This is a genomic window from Streptomyces viridiviolaceus, from assembly GCF_014650995.1.
GTDB classification, from domain to species: Bacteria; Actinomycetota; Actinomycetes; order Streptomycetales; family Streptomycetaceae; genus Streptomyces; species Streptomyces viridiviolaceus.
Genome location: NZ_BMWA01000008.1, coordinates 237,385 through 256,728 on the forward strand (window position 1 = coordinate 237,385; position 19,344 = coordinate 256,728).

At 70.7% G+C, this 19,344-nt stretch carries 16 protein-coding genes and 1 pseudogene; 11 read left to right on the plus strand and 6 right to left on the minus strand.

Annotated features, from left to right (window positions below; all coding sequences use genetic code 11):
• Positions 1 to 3 precede the first annotated feature (3 nt).
• Together IE260_RS13560 and IE260_RS13565 are read right to left on the minus strand one after the other, a co-directional pair.
• The gene (locus IE260_RS13560; protein WP_189871371.1) at positions 4 to 1,212 is read right to left on the minus strand and encodes an alpha/beta hydrolase; all 1,209 of its coding nucleotides are present in this window, start codon (positions 1,210 to 1,212) and stop codon (positions 4 to 6) included.
• A gap of 81 nt (positions 1,213 to 1,293) precedes the next feature.
• The gene (locus tag IE260_RS13565) at positions 1,294 to 1,971 is read right to left on the minus strand and encodes a TetR family transcriptional regulator (RefSeq protein ID WP_229880731.1); all 678 of its coding nucleotides are present in this window, start codon (positions 1,969 to 1,971) and stop codon (positions 1,294 to 1,296) included.
• Between the two features lie 114 nt (positions 1,972 to 2,085).
• Between IE260_RS13565 and IE260_RS13570 the strand changes: the two genes are divergently transcribed.
• A complete protein-coding gene (locus IE260_RS13570) occupies positions 2,086 to 3,693 on the plus strand; it encodes an MFS transporter (RefSeq protein WP_189871373.1) in 1,608 nt (535 codons plus the stop codon).
• 245 nt (positions 3,694 to 3,938) lie between these two features.
• A complete protein-coding gene (locus tag IE260_RS13575; RefSeq protein ID WP_189871376.1) occupies positions 3,939 to 4,247 on the plus strand; it encodes a small hydrophobic protein in 309 nt (102 codons plus the stop codon).
• Between the two features lie 172 nt (positions 4,248 to 4,419).
• Here the strand turns inward: IE260_RS13575 and IE260_RS13580 are convergent, their stop codons facing one another.
• Positions 4,420 to 5,169 (minus strand): potassium channel family protein, encoded by a 750-nt coding sequence (locus IE260_RS13580; protein ID WP_189871378.1) that lies wholly within the window; start codon positions 5,167 to 5,169, stop codon positions 4,420 to 4,422.
• A gap of 62 nt (positions 5,170 to 5,231) precedes the next feature.
• Positions 5,232 to 7,979 (minus strand): pyruvate dehydrogenase (acetyl-transferring), homodimeric type, encoded by a 2,748-nt coding sequence (aceE, locus tag IE260_RS13585; protein WP_189871380.1) that lies wholly within the window; start codon positions 7,977 to 7,979, stop codon positions 5,232 to 5,234.
• A gap of 377 nt (positions 7,980 to 8,356) precedes the next feature.
• Between aceE and IE260_RS13590 the strand changes: the two genes are divergently transcribed.
• The 6 genes from IE260_RS13590 (at position 8,357) to IE260_RS13615 (ending at position 12,900) form a co-directional block, all read left to right on the plus strand.
• Entirely contained in the window at positions 8,357 to 8,794 is a 438-nt protein-coding gene (locus IE260_RS13590) for a DUF3052 domain-containing protein (RefSeq protein WP_189871382.1), read from the plus strand.
• Between the two features lie 126 nt (positions 8,795 to 8,920).
• The gene (locus IE260_RS13595) at positions 8,921 to 9,379 is read left to right on the plus strand and encodes a peroxiredoxin (RefSeq protein WP_189871384.1); all 459 of its coding nucleotides are present in this window, start codon (positions 8,921 to 8,923) and stop codon (positions 9,377 to 9,379) included.
• Positions 9,380 to 9,492: 113 nt separating this feature from the next.
• Positions 9,493 to 10,068, plus strand: a complete 576-nt coding sequence (locus IE260_RS13600) for a calcium homeostasis/redox stress adaptation protein (protein WP_159532298.1) — start codon at positions 9,493 to 9,495, stop codon at positions 10,066 to 10,068.
• A gap of 95 nt (positions 10,069 to 10,163) precedes the next feature.
• Positions 10,164 to 10,739, plus strand: coding sequence for a TerD family protein (locus IE260_RS13605; RefSeq protein WP_189871387.1), 576 nt, complete (start codon positions 10,164 to 10,166; stop codon positions 10,737 to 10,739).
• Between the two features lie 59 nt (positions 10,740 to 10,798).
• Positions 10,799 to 11,941 carry a DUF475 domain-containing protein gene (locus IE260_RS13610; protein WP_189871389.1) on the plus strand — a complete coding sequence of 381 codons (1,143 nt, stop codon included), beginning with the start codon at positions 10,799 to 10,801 and terminating at the stop codon, positions 11,939 to 11,941.
• A gap of 221 nt (positions 11,942 to 12,162) precedes the next feature.
• Complete coding sequence (locus IE260_RS13615) at positions 12,163 to 12,900, plus strand: TerD family protein (RefSeq protein WP_189871391.1); 738 nt, start codon at positions 12,163 to 12,165, stop codon at positions 12,898 to 12,900.
• A 25-nt stretch (positions 12,901 to 12,925) separates the two neighbouring features.
• Here the strand turns inward: IE260_RS13615 and IE260_RS13620 are convergent, their stop codons facing one another.
• On the minus strand, positions 12,926 to 13,888 hold the full coding sequence (locus IE260_RS13620; RefSeq protein ID WP_189871394.1) for a TerD family protein: 963 nt from the start codon (positions 13,886 to 13,888) through the stop codon (positions 12,926 to 12,928).
• A gap of 208 nt (positions 13,889 to 14,096) precedes the next feature.
• Here IE260_RS13620 and IE260_RS13625 point away from each other — a divergent pair, with 208 nt between their 5' ends.
• From IE260_RS13625 to IE260_RS13635, 3 genes are all read left to right on the plus strand, one after another.
• Complete coding sequence (locus tag IE260_RS13625; protein ID WP_189871396.1) at positions 14,097 to 15,263, plus strand: HpcH/HpaI aldolase/citrate lyase family protein; 1,167 nt, start codon at positions 14,097 to 14,099, stop codon at positions 15,261 to 15,263.
• A 61-nt stretch (positions 15,264 to 15,324) separates the two neighbouring features.
• Complete coding sequence (locus IE260_RS13630) at positions 15,325 to 17,823, plus strand: phosphoribosyltransferase (RefSeq protein ID WP_189871565.1); 2,499 nt, start codon at positions 15,325 to 15,327, stop codon at positions 17,821 to 17,823.
• Positions 17,823 to 18,632, plus strand: a complete 810-nt coding sequence (locus IE260_RS13635) for an HAD family hydrolase (protein WP_189871398.1) — start codon at positions 17,823 to 17,825, stop codon at positions 18,630 to 18,632. The genes IE260_RS13630 and IE260_RS13635 overlap by 1 nt, the downstream gene beginning before the upstream one ends.
• Here IE260_RS13635 and IE260_RS13640 read toward each other — a convergent pair.
• A pseudogene (locus IE260_RS13640) lies at positions 18,553 to 19,307 on the minus strand (DedA family protein). The gene IE260_RS13635 and the pseudogene IE260_RS13640 sit on opposite strands and share 80 nt — an antisense overlap.
• Between the last annotated feature and the right edge of the window lie 37 nt (positions 19,308 to 19,344).

Below are 19,344 nucleotides of genomic sequence, written 5' to 3' on the forward strand. Positions count from 1 at the left end.
GCGTCAGGCCGTCGCCGCTGCGGACAAACCCGCCCGGCAGGTGCCGTCTTCGTGGGCGCAGTCCAGCGAGCGGTATGCGCCAACGCCGATCTCGGCGAAGTTCCTGAGGCTTTCCGTACCCGGTACGAAGTAGCCGCTGTGCCCCTTGGCCCCGCGCGCCGACAGCACCCGTGCCCCGAACGCGGCGGACACCGGGTCGGCACCGTGCCCCAGCCAGCCGACCTCCATGTACGGCACGTCCTGGATCCAGTCGTCGGCGTCCCGCATCGCCCACACCCGGGCGGAGGTGCGCAACTGGGAGACCTTCTCCGCGCGCATGCCGGGGCTGCCGGCCACCGCTATGTCGGTCACGCGGCCGGGCAGCGCGTCGGCGGCGACGCCGCACACCACCGAGCCGTAGCTGTGGCAGAACAGCGAGACCGGCGCTTCACCGGGCAGCCCGCGCAGCAGCGCGTTCAGCCGGACGGCACCGTCGGCCGCGCGGGTCGCCGTGGCCGCGTCCATGCCGAGCCCGCTGGGGGCGGTGTAGTCGGCCCAGGCGATGACGGCCGTGCGCGTGGCGGGGCTCGCCGCGCGCTCGGCCCGGTAGAGCGCCTCGGCCATGCCGACGGGCGCCGCGTACTTGCGGTGGGTGCGCTGGAAGGTGAGCAGCTCCGTGTCCGCGCCGGGGACGACGACGGACACGCGGTCGGCGCGGCTCAGGTTCCCGAACACCTCGGCGATCCGGCCCGACCCCTCCGGGTCGAAGGCGAGGATGCGGCGCCCGGGGCTCAGCAGCGACTCGTAGCGGTGCATGCGGCGGCCCGCCTCCTGCTGCCCGGCGGGGGAGAGGCGGCTGTCGTGCGTGCGTCGTCGTTCGATCGAGCGTGCCTTGCTCAGCGCGAGGCGGTTGGCGCGGTAGCGCAGCTCGACGGGGGCACCGTTCATGTTGCCGACGGCGAGGGGGTAGCGGTGGGCGAGACCGAGGCGCTGCCGCTGGGTGAGCGAGGCGAAGAAGCGGGCCAGCCGGGCCGGAGCGGCGTGCGGGTCGGGCAGCCGGCGCCCGTCGATCCGACCGTGCTCCCAGGCGGTGACCGAGGCCTGGAGGGCCGTGGTTCCCCGCTGGTTGCGCAGGGCGGTCCAGCCGGTGGTCGCCAGCATCACGAACACCACGGCCAGGGCGAGCAGAGCGCGCCAGACGTTCAGTTGCGGGGAGGTGTCGAAGGAAGTCACTGGGAGGACACACTAGGAGAACGGGAGGGTCTCGCGTGAACCAAGTGACACGGATCACGTTTCGTTCACGCGCCAAGGGGATCAGTCCGTCCGCCAGCTCCCGGCCAGCGCCGGTTCCACCTGGTCGAGGTAGGCGGCGTGCAGGTCGCGCAGTGCGGTGAGGCTGACGTCGTCCCCCGCCGACCAGATCCGTTCCGTCACCCGCATGACCGCGCCGAAGACGGCCACGACGACACGCGGTCGCGGGTCCGCGTCCACGTCGATGCCCTCGCGTTCGGCGATGACGCGCGCGATCTGCTCCTCCAGCTCCGTCGCGCGCCGCAGGTGGGCGGCGAGCAGCGCGGGCGTGGACTCGATCACCCGGTAGAAGCGCATGTGCAGCTCGAGGGGCACCAGCTGCTCGATGGCCTCACCGATGGTGTCCCAGCTCTCCGTGAGGGACCGGCGCAGCACGTCCAGGGGTGCCTCGCCCGGCGGACGGCGGCGCACGGCGTCCACGAAGTGGGACTCCGCGAGCCGAGAGACGAAGAACGCCGCCTCCTCCTTGCTGGCGAAGTAACGGAAGAAGGTGCGCTGCGACACCTCGGCGGCCTCGGCGATGTCGTCGACGGTCGTCCCCTCGTACCCCTGTTCCGTGAACAGTTCGAGGGCCGATCGCAGCAGTGTGTCCCGGGTGCGCCGCTTCTTGCGTTCACGCAGCCCGGGGCGGGGGGCAGCCGGCCCGCCTCCCGCTGTCACCGCCGTGTCGGCCGTCTTCAAAAGGTCGCTCCTCGTTACTGTTTCCGCAGATCAGGCTATACGGAGATGTCTTGTCAGTTACCGACTAGTGAATTGGTTTGTCAATTGTCAGTGGCTGTCACTAGCCTCGAACACATGACTAGTCAGACCACCATCGACAAGACGGGGCCGGGGGGCGCACCGTCGGGCCCGGCGCCGGCCGCGGGGCTGCGCGGCCACCCGTGGTTCACCCTCATCACCGTCGCCGTCGGGGTCATGATGGTGGCCCTGGACGGCACCATCGTGGCCATCGCCAACCCGGCCATCGCCGACGACCTGAACGCCAGCTTCGCCGACGTTCAGTGGATCACCAACGCCTACTTCCTCGCCCTCGCGGTCTCCCTGATCACCGCGGGCAAGCTCGGCGACCGCTTCGGACACCGGCAGACCTTCCTCATCGGCGTGGTCGGCTTCGCCGCCGCCTCCGGGGCCATCGGCCTGTCCGACACCATCCCGCTGGTCGTCACCTTCCGTGTCCTGCAGGGCCTGTTCGGCGCGCTGCTGATGCCGGCCGCGCTCGGCCTGCTGCGGGCCACCTTCCCGGCCGAGAAGCTCAACATGGCCATCGGTATCTGGGGCATGGTCATCGGCGCCTCCACGGCCGGCGGTCCGATCCTCGGCGGCGTGCTGGTCGAGCACGTCAACTGGCAGTCGGTGTTCTTCATCAACGTGCCGGTGGGCATCGTCGCCGTCGTCCTCGGCGTCGTCATCCTGCTGGACCACCGCGCGGAGAACGCGCCGCGCTCCTTCGACCTGCTCGGCATCGCCCTGCTGTCCGCCGCGATGTTCTGCCTCGTCTGGGCGCTCATCAAGGCCCCCGAGTGGGGCTGGGGCGACGGCAAGACGTGGCTGTTCATCGCCGCCTCGGTCGTGGGCTTCGCCCTGTTCTCCTTCTGGGAGACGAAGGTGAAGGAGCCGCTGATCCCGCTGGCGCTGTTCCGCTCGGTGCCGCTGTCGGCCGGTGTGGTCCTGATGGTCCTGATGGCCATCGCCTTCATGGGCGGCCTGTTCTTCGTCACCTTCTACCTGCAGAACGTGCACGGCATGAGTCCGATCGACGCCGGTCTGCACCTGCTGCCGCTCACCGGCATGATGATCGTCGGCTCGCCGCTCGCCGGCGCGATGATCACCAAGGTCGGCCCGCGCATCCCGCTCGCGGGCGGCATGGCGTTCACCGCGCTCGCCATGTACGGCATGTCCACGCTGGAGAAGGACACCGGCAGCGGCATCATGTCGCTCTGGTTCGCCCTGCTGGGCCTCGGCCTCGCGCCCGTCATGGTCGGCGCCACCGAGGTCATCGTCGGCAACGCGCCGATGGAGCTGTCGGGTGTGGCCGGTGGTCTGCAGCAGGCGGCGATGCAGATCGGCGGCAGCCTCGGCACGGCGGTGCTGGGTGCCGTGATGGCCTCCAAGGTCGACAACGACCTGGCCGGCAACTGGGCGGACGCGGGGCTGCCGAAGCTGACGCCGGAACAGCTCGGGCAGGCCTCCGAGGCGGTCCAGGTCGGTGTGGCGCCGGTGGCCAAGGGCATGCCGGAGCCGATGGCGGCGAAGGTCACGGAGGTGGCGCACGACACGTTCATCTCCGGCATGAGCCTGGCGTCGCTCGTCGCCGCCGGGGTCGCGGCCGTGGCCGTCCTCGTCGCGTTCCTCACCAAGCGCGGTGAGAACGCGGAGGCCGGTGCGGGCGTGGGCCACATCTGACGGGGCCTCGCCACCCGTTCGCTCATCAGGGTGACAGCGCGGACGAACCCTCCCCTCCCCGGGGCGTCGCAGGTGACAGTGGGTCAAGCCCTCCGCAGAGCATGGAGGGTGTGAGGCTGCGGCGCGCTGCTGGAGGGGGGCAGCGCGCAGCAGCACGTACACGCAAGGCATAAGCCTTCGAACCGGGGTACTCGCACATCGAACCCGAAAATGAACCCGAACTCGACGAGGGTTTCAGGGAGTTGATGATGACGAGCTTCGGACACGGAACGCGCAGGCACCCCCGCTCACATGGCCGGACGTGGTCACGGAACGGGCCGGATCGCGCGACGCTCGGAATCATCGGAGTCATCTGCGCGGTCGCCGGATTCTTCGTGCTGGGGATCGTCCTCGGCCCGGTGGCGATCGTCTGCGGCTGGCTCGCCATGGGCCGCAGCTGGGCGGGTTCCCGCCCGGTGACGGCCGTGGTCGCCCTGGTCCTGGGCGCCATCGACACGCTCCTGGCCGTGATCTGGCTCGCGGGAGCGGCGACCCCGGGCTACGGCATGTTCTGACCCGCCCCGCAGACCGCGGGTCTTCGTGCCTCCCCACAGTGCCTGAACGGCCCGGGAGGCACCTCCAGGGGCGGGCACGGGTGGGTGCGGCGGCACCCCGCAAGCGCCGGGCCGCGCCACCCACCCCCGCCCAGCCCCGGCACCGCGCCGGGGACGGGCCGTCGCGCCGCACCTAGTCGACCACCGACCCCGCCCTCAGCTCCGCGACCTCCGCCCGCAACGCGCGGACCTCCTCCGTGAGCGCCCGGATCGCCTCCGTCTGCCTCCGCTCCTCCACGTCGTCCTTCTCGAACCGCGCGATGAACCACGCCGCGATGTTCGCCGTCACCACACCCAGCAGGGCGATCCCGGACAGCATCAGCCCCACGGCCAGCATCCGGCCCATCCCGGTCGTCGGAGCGTGATCCCCGTACCCCACGGTCGTCATCGTCGTGAAGGACCACCACACGGCGTCACCCAGCGTCCGGATGTTCCCGCCCGGCGCGTCCCGCTCCACGGACAGCACGGCCAGCGAACCGAACATCAGCAGACCGACCACCGCCCCGGCCACATACGTCGTCAGCCGGATCTGCGAGGCCATCCGCGCCCGCCGTCCCACCAGCATCAGCGTCGAGACCAGCCGCAGCAGCCGCAGCGGCTGGAGCAGGGGCAGCACCACCGCGCACAGGTCCAGCCAGTGCGTGCGGACGAACCGCTTGCGGTCTTCTGCCAGTCCCAGCCGCACCAGGTAGTCCGCCGCGAACGCCGCCCACACCACCCACTCGGCCACCGCGCACGTGAGGGTCACGGTCCGGCTCGTGGAGCTGTCCACGATCGGCACGGCGTAGGCGACGGCGAACAGCACGGCCAGTGCCAGCAGCGGCCGCTGGGTGCGCCGCTCCCAGCGCGCCTGTGCCGTTCGTTTCTCGATGCCTGCGTCCATGCCCCGCATCGTAAGGACACGGGGCGCACCGCGTACCGCCGCGTACGCGGTGCGCACCGGTGCTACGCGTCGCCGCCCGCGACCCCCGGGTCGGCCGCCGTCACGTCGAGCAGCCGGTACCGGTCGACGGCCTGCTTGAGCACCGAGCGGTCGACCTTGCCCTCCCGGGCCAGCTCGGTCAGCACCGCCACCACGATCGACTGGGCGTCGATGTGGAAGAAGCGCCGGGCCGCACCACGGGTGTCCGCGAAGCCGAAGCCGTCGGCGCCCAGCGACTGGTACGACCCCGGCACCCACCGCGCGATCTGGTCCGGCACCGACCGCATCCAGTCGGACACGGCCACGAACGGGCCCTGCGCGCCGGCCAGCTTCCGCGTGACGTACGGCACCTGCTGCTCCTCCTCGGGGTGCAGCAGGTTGTGCTCCTCGCACGCCACCGCCTCGCGCCGCAGCTCGTTCCAGGAGGTGGCCGACCAGACGTCGGCGCGCACGTTCCACTCCTCGGCCAGGATCCGCTGCGCCTCCACGGCCCAGGGGACCGCGACCCCGGACGCCATGATCTGCGCCGGGACCGAGCCCTGCGTGCCCTCGCTGAACCGGTGGATGCCCTTGATGATGCCTTCGACGTCCACGTTCTCGGGCTCGGCCGGGTGCTGGATCGGCTCGTTGTAGACGGTGAGGTAGTAGAAGACGTCCTCGCCGTGCGGGTGCTCCTCGTCCGCGCCGTACATCCGGCGCAGGCCGTCCTTCACGATGTGCGCGATCTCGAAGCCGAACGCCGGGTCGTAGGCCACGCAGGCCGGGTTCGTCGAGGCCAGCAGCTGCGAATGGCCGTCCGCGTGCTGCAGACCCTCACCGGTCAGGGTCGTACGGCCGGCGGTCGCGCCCAGCACGAAACCGCGCGCCAGCTGGTCGGCCATCTGCCAGAACTGGTCGCCGGTGCGCTGGAAACCGAACATCGAGTAGAAGACGTAGACCGGGATGAGCGGCTCGCCGTGCGTGGCGTACGCCGAGCCCGCCGCGATCAGCGACGCGGTGCAGCCGGCCTCCGAGATGCCGTCGTGCAGCATCTGCCCGTTCGGCGCCTCCTTGTAGGCGAGCAGCAGATCGCGGTCGACGGACTCGTACTGCTGGCCGAGCGGGTTGTAGATCTTCGCACTCGGGAAGAAGGAGTCCATGCCGAACGTGCGGTACTCGTCCGGCGCGATCAGCACGAACCGCCTGCCGATCTCCTTGTCCCGCATGAGGTCCTTGAGGAGTCGGACAAAGGCCATGGTCGTCGCGATGGACTGCTGACCCGACCCCTTCTTCACGGTCGCGTACGTCTTGTCGTCCGGCAGGGCGAGCGGCTTCGACCGCACGACCCGGGTCGGCACGTATCCGCCCAGGCTCTTGCGGCGGTCGTGCATGTACTGCATCTCCTCGGTCTGCCGGCCCGGGTGGTAGTACGGCGGCGGGCCGGACTCCAGCTCCCGGTCGGAGATCGGCAGGTGCAGCCGGTCGCGGAAGCGCTTGAGGTCGTCGACCGTCAGCTTCTTCATCTGGTGCGTGGCGTTGCGGCCCTCGAAGTTGGGGCCGAGGGTCCAGCCCTTGATCGTCTTGGCCAGGACGACGGTCGGCTGTCCCTTGTGCTCGACGGCCGCCTTGTACGCCGCGTAGATCTTCCGGTGGTCGTGACCGCCGCGGCCCAGGTGCAGGATCTGGTCGTCGGTCATGTTCTCGACCATCGCGCGCAGCCGGTGGTCGTCGCCGAAGAAGTGGTCGCGGATGTAGGCGCCGGACTCGGTGGCGTAGGTCTGGAACTGGCCGTCCGGCGTGGTGTTCATCCGGTTGACCAGCACGCCGTCCCGGTCCTGCGCGAGCAGCGGGTCCCAGGTGCGGTCCCACACCAGCTTGATCACGTTCCAGCCGGCGCCGCGGAAGATCGACTCCAGCTCCTGGATGATCTTGCCGTTGCCGCGCACCGGTCCGTCGAGGCGCTGCAGGTTGCAGTTGACGACGAAGGTCAGGTTGTCCAGCCCCTCACGGGCGGCGATGGACAGCTGGCCCAGCGACTCCGGCTCGTCCATCTCGCCGTCGCCGAGGAACGCCCACACGTGCGACCGGGAGGTGTCGGCGATCCCGCGCGCGTGCATGTAGCGGTTCATCCGCGCCTGGTAGATGGCGCCGATCGGGCCGAGCCCCATCGACACCGTCGGGAACTCCCAGAAGTCCGGCATCGACCGCGGATGCGGGTACGACGACAGCGCGTACGGTGCCTTGGACTTCTCCTGCCGGAAGCCGTCCAGGTGCTGCTCGCTGAGCCGGTCCAGCAGGTACGCGCGCGCGTAGATGCCGGGCGAGGCGTGGCCCTGGAAGAAGACCTGGTCGCCGCCGTCGCCCTCGCCCTTGCCGCGGAAGAAGTGGTTGAAGCCCACGTCGTACAGGGAGGCGGAGGAGGCGAAGGTCGCGATGTGTCCGCCGACGCCGATCCCGGGGCGCTGCGCGCGCGAGACCATCACGGCGGCGTTCCAGCGCGTGGCGTTGAGGATCTTGCGCTCGATCTCCTCGTTGCCGGGGAAGAACGGCTCGCTCTTGGTCGGGATGGTGTTGACGTAGTCCGTGCTCCGCATCTCGGGCACGGCCACGCGCCGCTCGCGGGCCCGCTCGATCAGCCGCAGCATCAGATAGCGGGCCCGCTCCCGGCCGCGCTCGTCGACGGCGGCGTCGAGGGAGTCGAGCCACTCCTGGGTCTCCTCCGGGTCGAAGTCAGGTACCTGACTCGGAAGGCCGCCAATGATGATCGGATTGCGATCGGATGCGGAAGCCACGCTGTTCCTTCGCTGTCAGAGGGCCACTTTTGCCGGGTGTGTCTGCGCCGATCCCCATCGTGTACCTCGCGGGGGCAAACGTCATCTGTACCGTGGGGTAACCGGTTCTCCGACGGAGAGCCGGGGCAAGTTCATTCGAGTCTCGTACCCATGCATGGTTCCCAAATACGCAAACGGGGCAGAAAGGTGTGGTGTACGTCACCTTCGGTGTGGACGGCATGGCTGGAGTTGCGGCGACACGGCCGGGATCGTCACCGTTTCGGCGGTCCCAGTCGCCGGGTACTTGCGCGATCCGCCCCGCCCGTGTGGACTACGGCCAATGCTTCGCGCACGCGCGTGGCTGAGATATTCACCAAGACATGATCAGGAGGCAACCCGTGAGCGCGACCGCGGACCACGCGGAGGAGCGGACGAACCCTGCCGCCAGGCTGGGGTTCCAGCCCGGGCAGGTGGTCCAGGAGATCGGCTACGACGACGACGTCGACCAGGAGCTCCGCGAGGCCATCGAAGGCGCCGTCGAGGGCGAGCTGGTGGACGAGGACTACGAGGACGTGGCCGACGCCGTCGTGCTCTGGTTCCGTGACGACGACGGCGACCTGACGGATGCGCTGGTGGATGCCACCACGTACATCGAAGAGGGCGGCGCGATCCTGCTCCTCACGCCGAAGACCGGCCGTTCGGGGTACGTCGAGCCCAGCGACATCTCGGAGGCCGCCACGACGGCGGGGCTGACGGCGTCCAAGAGCGTCAGCGTCGGAAAGGACTGGAGCGGCAGCCGGCTGGCCACGCCGAAGGCCGCCAAGTCGAAGCGGTAGCCCCGTAGACGGCTCCGCACACGGACCTCCGGACGGGCCGGCCTCGGTCGGCCCGTCCGGAGGTCCGCCATGATCCCTGCGTAGGGTGTTCCCAGCGAACCACCCTTCGAAGGGACGAACAGGACCATGGCGATCCAGGTCGGCGACAAGGCCCCCGACTTCGAACTCAAGGACAACCACGGCGCCACCGTGAAGCTGTCCGACTTCCGCGGCCAGAAGAACGTGGTGCTTCTCTTCTACCCGTTCGCGTTCACCGGCGTGTGCACCGGCGAGCTCTGCGAGGTCCGCGACAACCTGCCGCAGTTCTCCGACCGCGGCACCCAGGTGCTCGCCGTCTCCAACGACTCCATCCACACCCTGCGCGTCTTCGCCGAGCAGGAGGGCCTGGAGTACCCGCTGCTGTCCGACTTCTGGCCGCACGGCAACGTCTCGCGCGCCTACGGCGTCTTCGACGAGGACAAGGGCTGCGCCGTCCGCGGCACCTTCATCATCGACCGGGACGGGGTCGTCCGCTGGACCGTCGTCAACGGCCTGCCGGACGCCCGTGACCTGAACGAGTACGTGAAGGCGCTCGACACCCTGTGATTCTTCGGCTCCGGGGCCTGCGGGGGGCGGGAACCCGTCACTAGGATCGACTCGTTGATCCGACAGCCAACGCACTATGGGGCACCCCGCCCCTGGACACCAATGGAGGACTCGTGGGAGTCAGCCTCAGCAAGGGCGGCAACGTATCGCTGACCAAGGAGGCCCCGGGCCTGACCGCGGTCATCGTCGGTCTGGGGTGGGACGTCCGCACCACGACCGGTACCGACTTCGACCTCGACGCCAGCGCGCTGCTGCTGAACAACTCCGGCAAGGTCGCCAGCGACCAGCACTTCATCTTCTTCAACAACCTGAAGAGCCCGGACGGCTCGGTGGAGCACACCGGTGACAACCTCACCGGCGAGGGGGAGGGTGACGACGAGCAGATCAAGGTCAACCTCGCGACCGTCCCCGCCGACGTCGAGAAGATCGTCTTCCCGGTCTCGATCTACGACGCCGAGAACCGTCAGCAGTCCTTCGGTCAGGTCCGCAACGCGTTCATCCGCGTCGTGAACCAGGCGGGCGGCGCCGAGATCGCCCGCTACGACCTGAGCGAGGACGCCTCCACGGAGACCGCCATGGTCTTCGGCGAGCTCTACCGGCACGGCGCGGAGTGGAAGTTCCGTGCCATCGGCCAGGGCTACGCCTCGGGCCTGCGCGGCATCGCGCAGGACTTCGGCGTGAACGTCTGAGGCCACGGCCTCGAACATCCGGCGCCGCACGGTTTACGTGCGGCGCCGGACGTGCAGGACAACCCAAGGAACACCACCCGGGGAGGGACCACAACATGGGCGTCACGCTTGCCAAGGGGGGCAACGTCTCCCTGTCCAAGGCCGCACCGAACCTCACTCAGGTGATGGTCGGGCTCGGCTGGGACGCGCGTTCCACGACCGGAGCGCCCTTCGACCTCGACGCCAGCGCGCTGGTGTGCAGTGGCGGCCGGGTGCTCGGCGACGAGTGGTTCGTCTTCTACAACCAGCTCAAGAGCCCGGACGGCTCGGTGGAGCACACCGGCGACAACCTCACCGGCGAGGGCGACGGTGACGACGAGTCGCTCCTGGTCGATCTCTCCAGGGTGCCGGCCCAGTGCGACAAGATCGTCTTCCCGGTCTCCATCCACATGGCCGACGAGCGCGGTCAGACGTTCGGCCAGGTCAGCAACGCTTTCATCCGGGTCGTCAACCAGGCCGACGGCCAGGAACTCGCCCGTTACGACCTGAGCGAGGACGCCTCCACGGAGACCGCGATGATCTTCGGTGAGCTCTATCGCTACCAGGGCGAGTGGAAGTTCCGGGCCGTGGGACAGGGGTACGCGTCGGGGCTGCGCGGCATCGCTCTAGACTTCGGAGTCAACGTTTCGTAAAGCCGGGTACGGCGCGGGGGAGACCCGTACACCCCGTATCACAAGGGATTGGGTAGCCAGTGGTTCTGAAAACCTTCGGCTGGTCGTTCGCGGTCACCGCGCTCGGCCTGGTCGCGGCGGTCTTCTACGGGGGGTGGACCGCCTTCGGCATCGTGGCGATCCTCTCCGTCCTCGAGATCTCGCTGTCCTTCGACAACGCGGTGGTCAACGCCGGAATCCTGAAGAAGATGAATGCCTTCTGGCAGAAGATCTTCCTCACCATCGGCATCCTGATCGCCGTCTTCGGGATGCGGCTGGTCTTCCCGGTCGTGATCGTCGCGGTCAGCGCCCAGCTCGGACCGATCGAGGCCGTCGACCTCGCGCTCACCGACAAGGACCGCTACCAGGAGCTGGTGACCGACGCCCACCCGTCGATCGCCGCGTTCGGTGGCATGTTCCTGCTGATGATCTTCCTCGACTTCATCTTCGAGGACCGGGACATCAAGTGGCTGGGCTGGCTGGAGCGCCCGCTCGCCAAGCTCGGCAAGGTCGACATGCTGTCGGTCTGCATCGCCCTGATCGTGCTGCTCATCTCCTCGATGACCTTCGGCGCCCACGCCCACCAGCACGGCGGTACGCACGCCGACAAGGCGGAGACCGTCCTGCTCTCCGGTATCGCCGGCCTGATCACGTACATGATCGTCGGCGGTCTCTCCGGCTACTTCGAGGACAAGCTCGAAGAGGAGGAGGAGCGCGAGCACGAGGCCGAGGAGAAGGCCGCGCGCGAGGGCAAGCCCAAGTCGGCCGTCAAGCTGGCCGGCAAGGCCGCGTTCTTCATGTTCCTCTACCTGGAGGTCCTGGACGCGTCGTTCTCCTTCGACGGCGTCATCGGCGCCTTCGCCATCACCAACGACATCGTCCTGATGGCCCTCGGCCTCGGCATCGGCGCCATGTACGTCCGGTCGCTGACCGTCTACCTGGTCCGCCAGGGCACCCTCGACGAGTACGTCTACCTGGAGCACGGCGCGCACTACGCGATCGGCGCCCTGGCGATCCTCCTGCTCGTGACCATCCAGTACGAGATCCACGAGCTCATCACCGGCTCCATCGGCGTGCTCCTGATCGCCGCCTCCTTCTGGTCCTCCGTGCGCCGCAACCGCGCGATCGCGGCGGCCGGCGGGTCGGGCGACAACGAGAAGTCGGAGGTCTCCTCCGGGGTGTGACAGCCCTTTTCCCCGGGGCCCGGTTCGCCCCCGGTGCGCCCGCGCCGCCGGTGTGAACCGGCCCCGGGCGAGGAACGCTCTGTGCGGGGCGGCCGTCGAGGACGACTCCTCGGGGCCGCCCCGTCGGCGTCCGGGCCGCGGGTGCGTGCGCGCGCTCGCGGCCTTCCGACGACCGCGGGTTGCTCCGATCAGCGGTTCTCCGAACGAAGGTGGGGGCGGGAATGGGGTTCTTGGACGGGCTGTGGCGCGGTCGCGAGAGCGAGTTCGACTCGGGCAGCGCCGCGACCAACGCCATCGAGCTGACCAAACGGCACAGCCAGGTCTCACTGACCAGGCAGGGCGCGGCCACCGGGCATCTGCGCATCAACCTGGCCTGGCGGATGCGGACCTCGGACATCACCGGCTCGCAGCGGGAGAGTCTGCTGCGGCACCCCTTCAAGGCGCTCAAGCCCCCCGAGGTGCTCGGCCACAGCCAGAGCATGGTCAACGTCGACCTCGACCTGGGCTGCCTGTACGAGCTCCAGGACGGAACCCGAGGCGTCGTCCAGCCGCTCGGCGGCTACTTCGGCGACGTCAACGGCCCGCCGTACGTCAAGCTCAGCGGCGACGACCGGTTCGGCTCGGCCTCCGGTGAGACGATCTACGTCAACCTCGACAACCGGGACGCCATCAAACGCCTGCTGGTCTTCGCCTACATCTACGACCAGACGCCCGCCTTCGACCGTACGCACGCCATCGTCACGCTCTACCCGAGCAACGGCCCCCGCATCGAGATCAGCCTGGACGAGCGCCAGCCGCAGGCCCGGTCCTGCGCGGTGGTGATGATCGAGAACGTCAAGGGCGAGATCATCGTGCGCCGCGAGGTGAAGTTCGTCTACGGCTTCCAGGGAGAGCTGGACCGGCTGTACGGGTGGGGGCTGCAGTGGGGGCGGGGCTACAAGACCAAGGCCGAGCGATGAGCTCCCCCGCTTCAGGTCAATACACCTAGCGCCCGATGAACTGCGGCCCCTGCGGCGGCAGCCGGAAGTCCGGGTCCGGGACCGCGGTGACCGGCGGCGGATAGCCGTAGCCGGACTGCGCCCCCGTGCCGCCGGACGCGGCGGGCGCCTGGGGGTACCCGTACGCGGGCCGGCCGGCCGGCTGGGGGTAGCCGTAGGCCGGCTGTGTCGTGGGAGGCTGCTGCGGATAGCCGTACGCGGGCTGGGCCGGCACCGCGGTCGGCTGCTCGGGCGGCAGCGGGCGGGAGACCTCGGGCCCGGGCGGAGCGGCGACCGGCCGGACGGCCGTCGTCGCGGAGGCGGTGGCGGGCGCCGTGTTCGGTGCGGGCTGTGCCGCCGCGGGCCGGTCGGGCGCGGGGTCGGCCGGATCCGGCCGGGGGATCGCGGTGGGATCCTCCGCGTTCTCCGACTCGTCGACCGAGATGCCGAAGTCGGTGGCCAGGCCCTTCAGCCCGTTCGAGTAGCCCTCGCCCAGCGCCCGGAACTTCCAGCCCTCCCCGCGCCGGTACAGCTCCCCGCAGATCAGCGCCGTCTCCTGGCCGGTCTCCGGCTTGACGTCGAAGTACGCCAGCGGCTCCGCGTCGGGGGCCGTCGCGTCGTACAGCTCGATGCGCAGCGACCGGACCCGGTCGAAGGCGACACCGTCGGCCGACGCCACCAGCAGGATCCGGCCGACCGAGGACTCGACCCCGGAGAGGTCCGTCTGGATCGTGTCCGTCAGTCCCTCGGCGACCCGCTTCTTGCCGAGTCGCCAGACCTTCCCGGAGGGGTGCCGTGGCTGGTTGTAGAAGACGAAGTCCTCGTCGGAGCGCACGCGGTCGTCGGGTCCGAGGAGCAGTGCGGAGGCGTCGACGTCGGGGACCCCCTGTCCGGGTGTCCAGCGCAGCACGGCGCGTACCGTGGTGGCTTCCAGCGGGACGTTCGACCCCTTCAGCATCGCGTGCGTCATGCGGGTCATCCTGCCCTCTCGGTCCTGGTCACGACAACGCGGGGGCGGGTACACGAGTCGTGTCCGACGTCCTCGCACCGCGCCGCCTGCATCGCAGGGTTACCTGAAGTTCATGCCCGGTGGGAACCTCGGACATGAGTCCCTACGTACTATTACCGGCCACCTTCGGCCGGTTCACAGGTCGCCCAGACACCACGGGGGAGTATTCATGCGGCATTTCGGGCAGATCGCCCCTGAGGTGCGGAAGCGTCTCTTCCACCAGGAGCCCTGCACCTTCACCGCCGAGTCACCGGCCCGACTGCTGTCCGCCGCCCTGGGCGCCACGCTCTACAGCCCGGCCACCCGGCCGAGCCTCGCCGACGACATCCTCAAGCAGGCCGCGCGCGGAGTGGTGTCGATGGTGCTGTGCCTGGAGGACTCCATCGACGACGCCGACGTGCCCGTGGGCGAGGAGAACCTCGTACGCCAGCTCACGGACCTGGCCGAACGCCCCGAGCCGGACCTCCCGCTGCTGTTCGTCCGGGTCCGTGCCCCCGAGCAGATACCCGACCTCGTGCGGCGCCTGGGCCCCGCGGTGCGACTGCTGTCCGGGTTCGTGCTGCCGAAGTTCACCGAGGAACGCGGCGGGCCCTTCCTGGAGGCGCTCTCCGGCGCCGAGGCCGCGAGCGGCCGGCGGCTCTTCGCCATGCCGGTGCTCGAGTCGCCGGAGCTGCTCTACCGCGAGTCCCGCGTGCAGACCCTGGAGGGCATCTTCCGCGCCGTCGACCGCCACCGCGACCGCGTGCTCGCGCTGCGCCTCGGCGTGACCGACTTCTGCTCCTCCTACGGGCTGCGCAGGGCCCCCGACATGACGGCGTACGACGTCCAGATCGTCGCCTCCGTGATCGCCGACGTGGTGAACATGCTCGGGCGGGCAGACGGCACCGGATTCACGGTGACCGGGCCGGTGTGGGAGTACTTCCGGGTCCAGGAGAGGATGTTCAAACCGCAACTGCGGCAGAGCCCCTTCCTGGAGGTGCAGGCCGTGGAACTGCGCCAGAAGCTGATCGAGCACGCCATGGACGGCCTGCTGCGGGAGATCTCCCTGGACCACGCCAACGGCCTGCTGGGCAAGACCTGCATCCACCCCTCGCACGTGCTCCCCGTCCACGCCCTGTCCGTGGTCAGCCACGAGGAGTTCAGCGACGCCCAGGACATCCTGCGGCCCGAGCGCTGCGGCGGGGGTGTACTGAGGTCGGCCTACACGAACAAGATGAACGAGGTGAAGCCGCACCGCGCCTGGGCCGAGCGGACCCTGCTGCGCGCCGAGGTCTTCGGAGTGGCGAACGAGGACATCGGCTTCGTGGAACTGCTCGCCGCGGGCCTGTCCGACTGAACGCAAGGAACACATGAACGCCGCAGTGGACGACGCCACGTACAACGGGAGGCACGAGCACATGGCCGAGGGGGCGCACACCGAGGGGCGGGCCGGGGTCTGGTCCGGCAGCTGGGTCGCGGAGCGGCTCGGCGTCGAGCTGGCCGGCGACGACCGGCTGACCGGCCTGCTGGGCCTGGCCCTGCGCCGCAACCCCAAGCGGGCCCACCTGCTCGTCTCCAACGTGCTCGGCAAGCACGTCCCGCAGTCGCCGTCCGTGGTCTACGGCCACGGCTTCGCCCTCGGCCGGCGCGTGCGCGACCTGCTGGGCGCCGAGGCGGCCGGGGCCGCCGTCGTCCTCGGCTACGCGGAGACCGCCACCGGCCTCGGCCACTCGGTCGCCGACGGTCTGGGCTCCGCCCCGTACCTGCACTCCACCCGCCGCCCGGTCCCCGGCGTCGCCCGGGCCGGCGGCTTCGAGGAGTCCCACTCGCACGCGACCTCGCACCTGCTGCTGCCCGAGGACCCGGCGCTGCTGGCCGGCGACGGACCGCTGGTCCTGGTCGACGACGAGTTCTCCACCGGCAACACCGTGCTCAACACCGTCCGGGCCCTGCACGAGCGCTACCCGCGCAAGCGGTACGTCGTGGTCGCCCTGGTGGACATGCGCTCGCCCGCCGACGCCGGCCGGCTGCGGGACTTCGCCCGGGAGATCGGCGCCCAGGTGGACCTGGTGACGGCCGCGGCGGGCACGGTCCGCCTGCCCGAGGGCGTCCTGGCCAAGGGGCAGGAACTGGTCGCCCGGTACGAGACGGCGGCCACCGAGGCGCAGGCCACCGCGGGTGGGGCGCCCGCCGCCGGGCCCGACCGGGCCGCCCCCGGCACCGTCGACCGCGTCGACCTGCGCTGGCCCACCGGCGTCCCCGACGGCGGACGGCACGGATTCACCGCCGAGCACCGGGCCCGGCTGGAGGGCGCCCTGCCCGGCATGGCCGCGAGGCTCGCCGAAGCGCTGCCCCCGGGCGCCCGCCGCGTCCTCGTCCTCGGATTCGAGGAGCTGATGTACGCGCCGCTGCGCCTGGCCCGCGAGCTGGAGCAGGTCACCGACGCCGAGGTGCGCTACTCCACCACCACCCGCTCGCCCGTCCTCGCGGTCGACGACCCCGGCTACGCGATACGCACCCGCCTGGTCTTCCCCGCCCACGACGACCCGGCCGACGGCCCGGGCGAGCGCTACGCCTACAACGTCGCGGGCGCCGGCTTCGACGCCGTCGTCTCCGTCGTCGACTCGGTCGCCGACACGCCGGCCCTGCACGCGCCCGACGGCCTGCTGGCCCGGCTCGCCGCCCACACCCCGCACGTCCTGCTCGCGGTCGTCCCCTCGTACGTCCCCGGAGCCCCGACCGCCCCCGAAAGGCCCCCCATGCTGCCCGAGCCCCTGCGCGGCCCCGCCTTCTCCTCGTACGCCCCCGACGAGGTCGGCTGGCTGCTGCAGGACCTCTCGGAGGTGACGCTGGAGGCGCCGACCGAGGAACGCGAGGAGGCCATCCAGAGCGGCGGCGCGCACTACGCGGAGTCGCTGCCCGTGGAGTACCAGCCCAGCGAGCAGTACCAGGAGCTGTTCCACGAGGCGCTGCGCACGTCCGCGGCACGGCTCGCACGGGCCGTCGGCGCCGTCACCGAGATCGTCCTCGCGGAACGCTCACCGCGCCCGGTGCTGGCCTCCCTCGCCCGCGCGGGCACACCCGTCGGCATCCTGATGCGCCGCTGGGCACAGTTCCGCCACGGCCTCGACCTGCCCCACTACGCCGTGTCGATCGTCCGCGGCCGCGGCATCGACGCCAACGCCCTGCGCTGGCTGGCCCGGCACCACGACCCGGCCGACGTCGTCTTCGTCGACGGCTGGACCGGCAAGGGCGCCATCACCCGGGAGCTCGCCGCCGCCCTGCGCGACTTCGAGGACTCCGACGGCGTCACCGGCTTCGACCCGGAGATCGCCGTCCTGGCCGACCCCGGCTCCTGCGTACGCACCTACGGCACCCGCGACGACTTCCTCATCCCCTCCGCCTGCCTCAACTCCACCGTCTCCGGCCTGATATCCCGCACCGTGCTCCGCGCCGACCTGGTCGGGCCGCACGACTTCCACGGCGCGAAGTTCTACCGCGAACTCGCCGGCGCCGACCTGTCCCCGGCCTTCCTCGACGCCGTCTCCGCGCGCTTCCCGGAGGTCGCGGAGGCGGCCGACGCCCAGGCCAAGGAACTGCTCTCCGCCGACCGCACCCCCACCTGGGAGGGCTGGGCGGCCGTCGAGCGCATCAGCGAGGAGTACGGCATCCACGACGTGAACCTCGTCAAGCCCGGCGTGGGCGAGACCACCCGCGTGATGCTGCGCCGGGTGCCGTGGAAGGTGCTGGCCCGGGCCGGCGCCGGCAGCGACCTCGACCACGTCCGCCTGCTCGCCGACCAGCGGGGCGTGCCCGTGGAGGAGGTGGCCGACCTGCCCTACACCTGCGTCGGACTGATCCACCCCAAGTACACGCGGGGCGCCACGGGCGCCGACGGAAAGGCGGTGACGGTCTGATGCCGGTGCTCGTCGCGAGCGACCTCGACCGCACCCTCATCTACTCCGCCGCCGCCCTGGGGCTGACCATGCCCGACGTGCGGGCACCCCGGCTGCTGTGCGTGGAGGTCTACGAGAGCAAGCCGCTGTCCTACATGACGGAGACGGCGGCCGAGCTGCTGACCGGCCTCGGTGACGCGGCGGTCTTCGTGCCGACCACCACCCGGACCCGCAAGCAGTACCAGCGCATCAACCTGCCGGGGCCCCGGCCGACGTACGCGATCTGCGCCAACGGCGGCCACCTGCTCGTCGACGGGGTCTCCGATCCCGCCTGGCACGCCCGGGTGACCGCCCGGCTGGCCGACGAGTGCGCGCCGCTGGACGAGGTGCAGGAGCACCTGCTGCGGGTCGCCGACCCGGTGTGGGTGCGCAAGCACCGGATCGCCGAGGACCTGTTCGCCTACCTCGTCGTCGAGCGCCGGCTGCTGCCCGAGGACTGGGTGAAGGAACTCGCCGTGTGGGCCGGGAACCGCGGCTGGACCGTGTCCCTCCAGGGCCGGAAGGTCTACGCCGTGCCGGTGCCGCTGACCAAGAGCGCGGCCGTCCGCGAGGTCGCCCGCCGCACCGGCGCCGACCTCACCCTCGCCGCCGGCGACTCCCTCCTCGACGCCGACCTGCTGCTCGCGGCGGACCGGGGGTGGCGCCCCGGCCACGGCGAACTGGCCGACGCCGGCTGGACGGCCCCCACCGTCAGCGCCCTGCCCGAGCGCGGGGTGCTGGCCGGGGAGCGAATCCTGCGGGAGTTCCTGCGGGCGGCGCGCCGGGGGTAGAGGCGACCCCGCGCGGGGCGCCGCCTATGGCCGGCCGGCCCGGCGGTGGCCCCGGCCGGGCCGCAGCAGCCGGACGAGCACGAAGACGGCCACGGCGAGGACGGCGGCGGCGAGCACGACCTTCGAGTAGACGGAGACGACGTTGCTGACCTGGGACCAGTTGTCCCCGAGAACATAGCCCGCCAGGACGAAGCCCGTGTTCCAGACGGCGCTGCCCGCGGTGGTCAGCGCCGTGAACACGGGCAGCCGCATGCGCTCCACGCCGGCCGGTACGGAGATCAGGCTGCGGAAGACGGGGATCATCCGGCCGAAGAACACCGCCTTCGTACCGTGCCGGGCGAACCAGGCCTCCGTCCGTTCGACGTCGGAGACCTTCACCAGCGGCAGCCGCGCCGCCACGGCGACCGTCCGTTCCCGGCCGAGGAGCGCCCCGACGCCGTACAGCGCGAGGGCGCCGACGACCGAGCCGACCACGCTCCACACGAGTGCGGCGACCAGGCTCATGTCGCCCGTACTGGCGGCGAAACCCGCCAGGGGCAGGATGACCTCGCTCGGGATCGGCGGGAACAGGTTCTCCAGGGCGACGGCCAGCCCGGCCCCGGGCGCCCCGAGGGTGCCCATCAGGTCGCTGATCCACTGGGGCGCGCCGTGCGCCTGCGCCGCGTTGACTGCCATGGGGGCACGTTAGGCGGGCGAACCTGAAGGGAGCCTG

Excerpts from the sequence above, each read along its gene's own strand:
- IE260_RS13570 (WP_189871373.1), top strand. The coding sequence starts at position 2,086 with ATGACTAGTCAGACCACCATCGACAAGACGGGGCCGGGGGGCGCACCG.
- IE260_RS13575 (WP_189871376.1), top strand. The coding sequence starts at position 3,939 with ATGATGACGAGCTTCGGACACGGAACGCGCAGGCACCCCCGCTCACAT.
- IE260_RS13580 (WP_189871378.1), bottom strand. The coding sequence starts at position 5,169 with ATGGACGCAGGCATCGAGAAACGAACGGCACAGGCGCGCTGGGAGCGG.
- IE260_RS13595 (WP_189871384.1), top strand. The coding sequence starts at position 8,921 with ATGGCGATCCAGGTCGGCGACAAGGCCCCCGACTTCGAACTCAAGGAC.
- IE260_RS13605 (WP_189871387.1), top strand. The coding sequence starts at position 10,164 with ATGGGCGTCACGCTTGCCAAGGGGGGCAACGTCTCCCTGTCCAAGGCC.
- IE260_RS13615 (WP_189871391.1), top strand. The coding sequence starts at position 12,163 with ATGGGGTTCTTGGACGGGCTGTGGCGCGGTCGCGAGAGCGAGTTCGAC.
- IE260_RS13620 (WP_189871394.1), bottom strand. The coding sequence starts at position 13,888 with ATGACGCACGCGATGCTGAAGGGGTCGAACGTCCCGCTGGAAGCCACC.
- IE260_RS13625 (WP_189871396.1), top strand. The coding sequence starts at position 14,097 with ATGCGGCATTTCGGGCAGATCGCCCCTGAGGTGCGGAAGCGTCTCTTC.
- IE260_RS13630 (WP_189871565.1), top strand. The coding sequence starts at position 15,325 with ATGGCCGAGGGGGCGCACACCGAGGGGCGGGCCGGGGTCTGGTCCGGC.
- IE260_RS13635 (WP_189871398.1), top strand. The coding sequence starts at position 17,823 with ATGCCGGTGCTCGTCGCGAGCGACCTCGACCGCACCCTCATCTACTCC.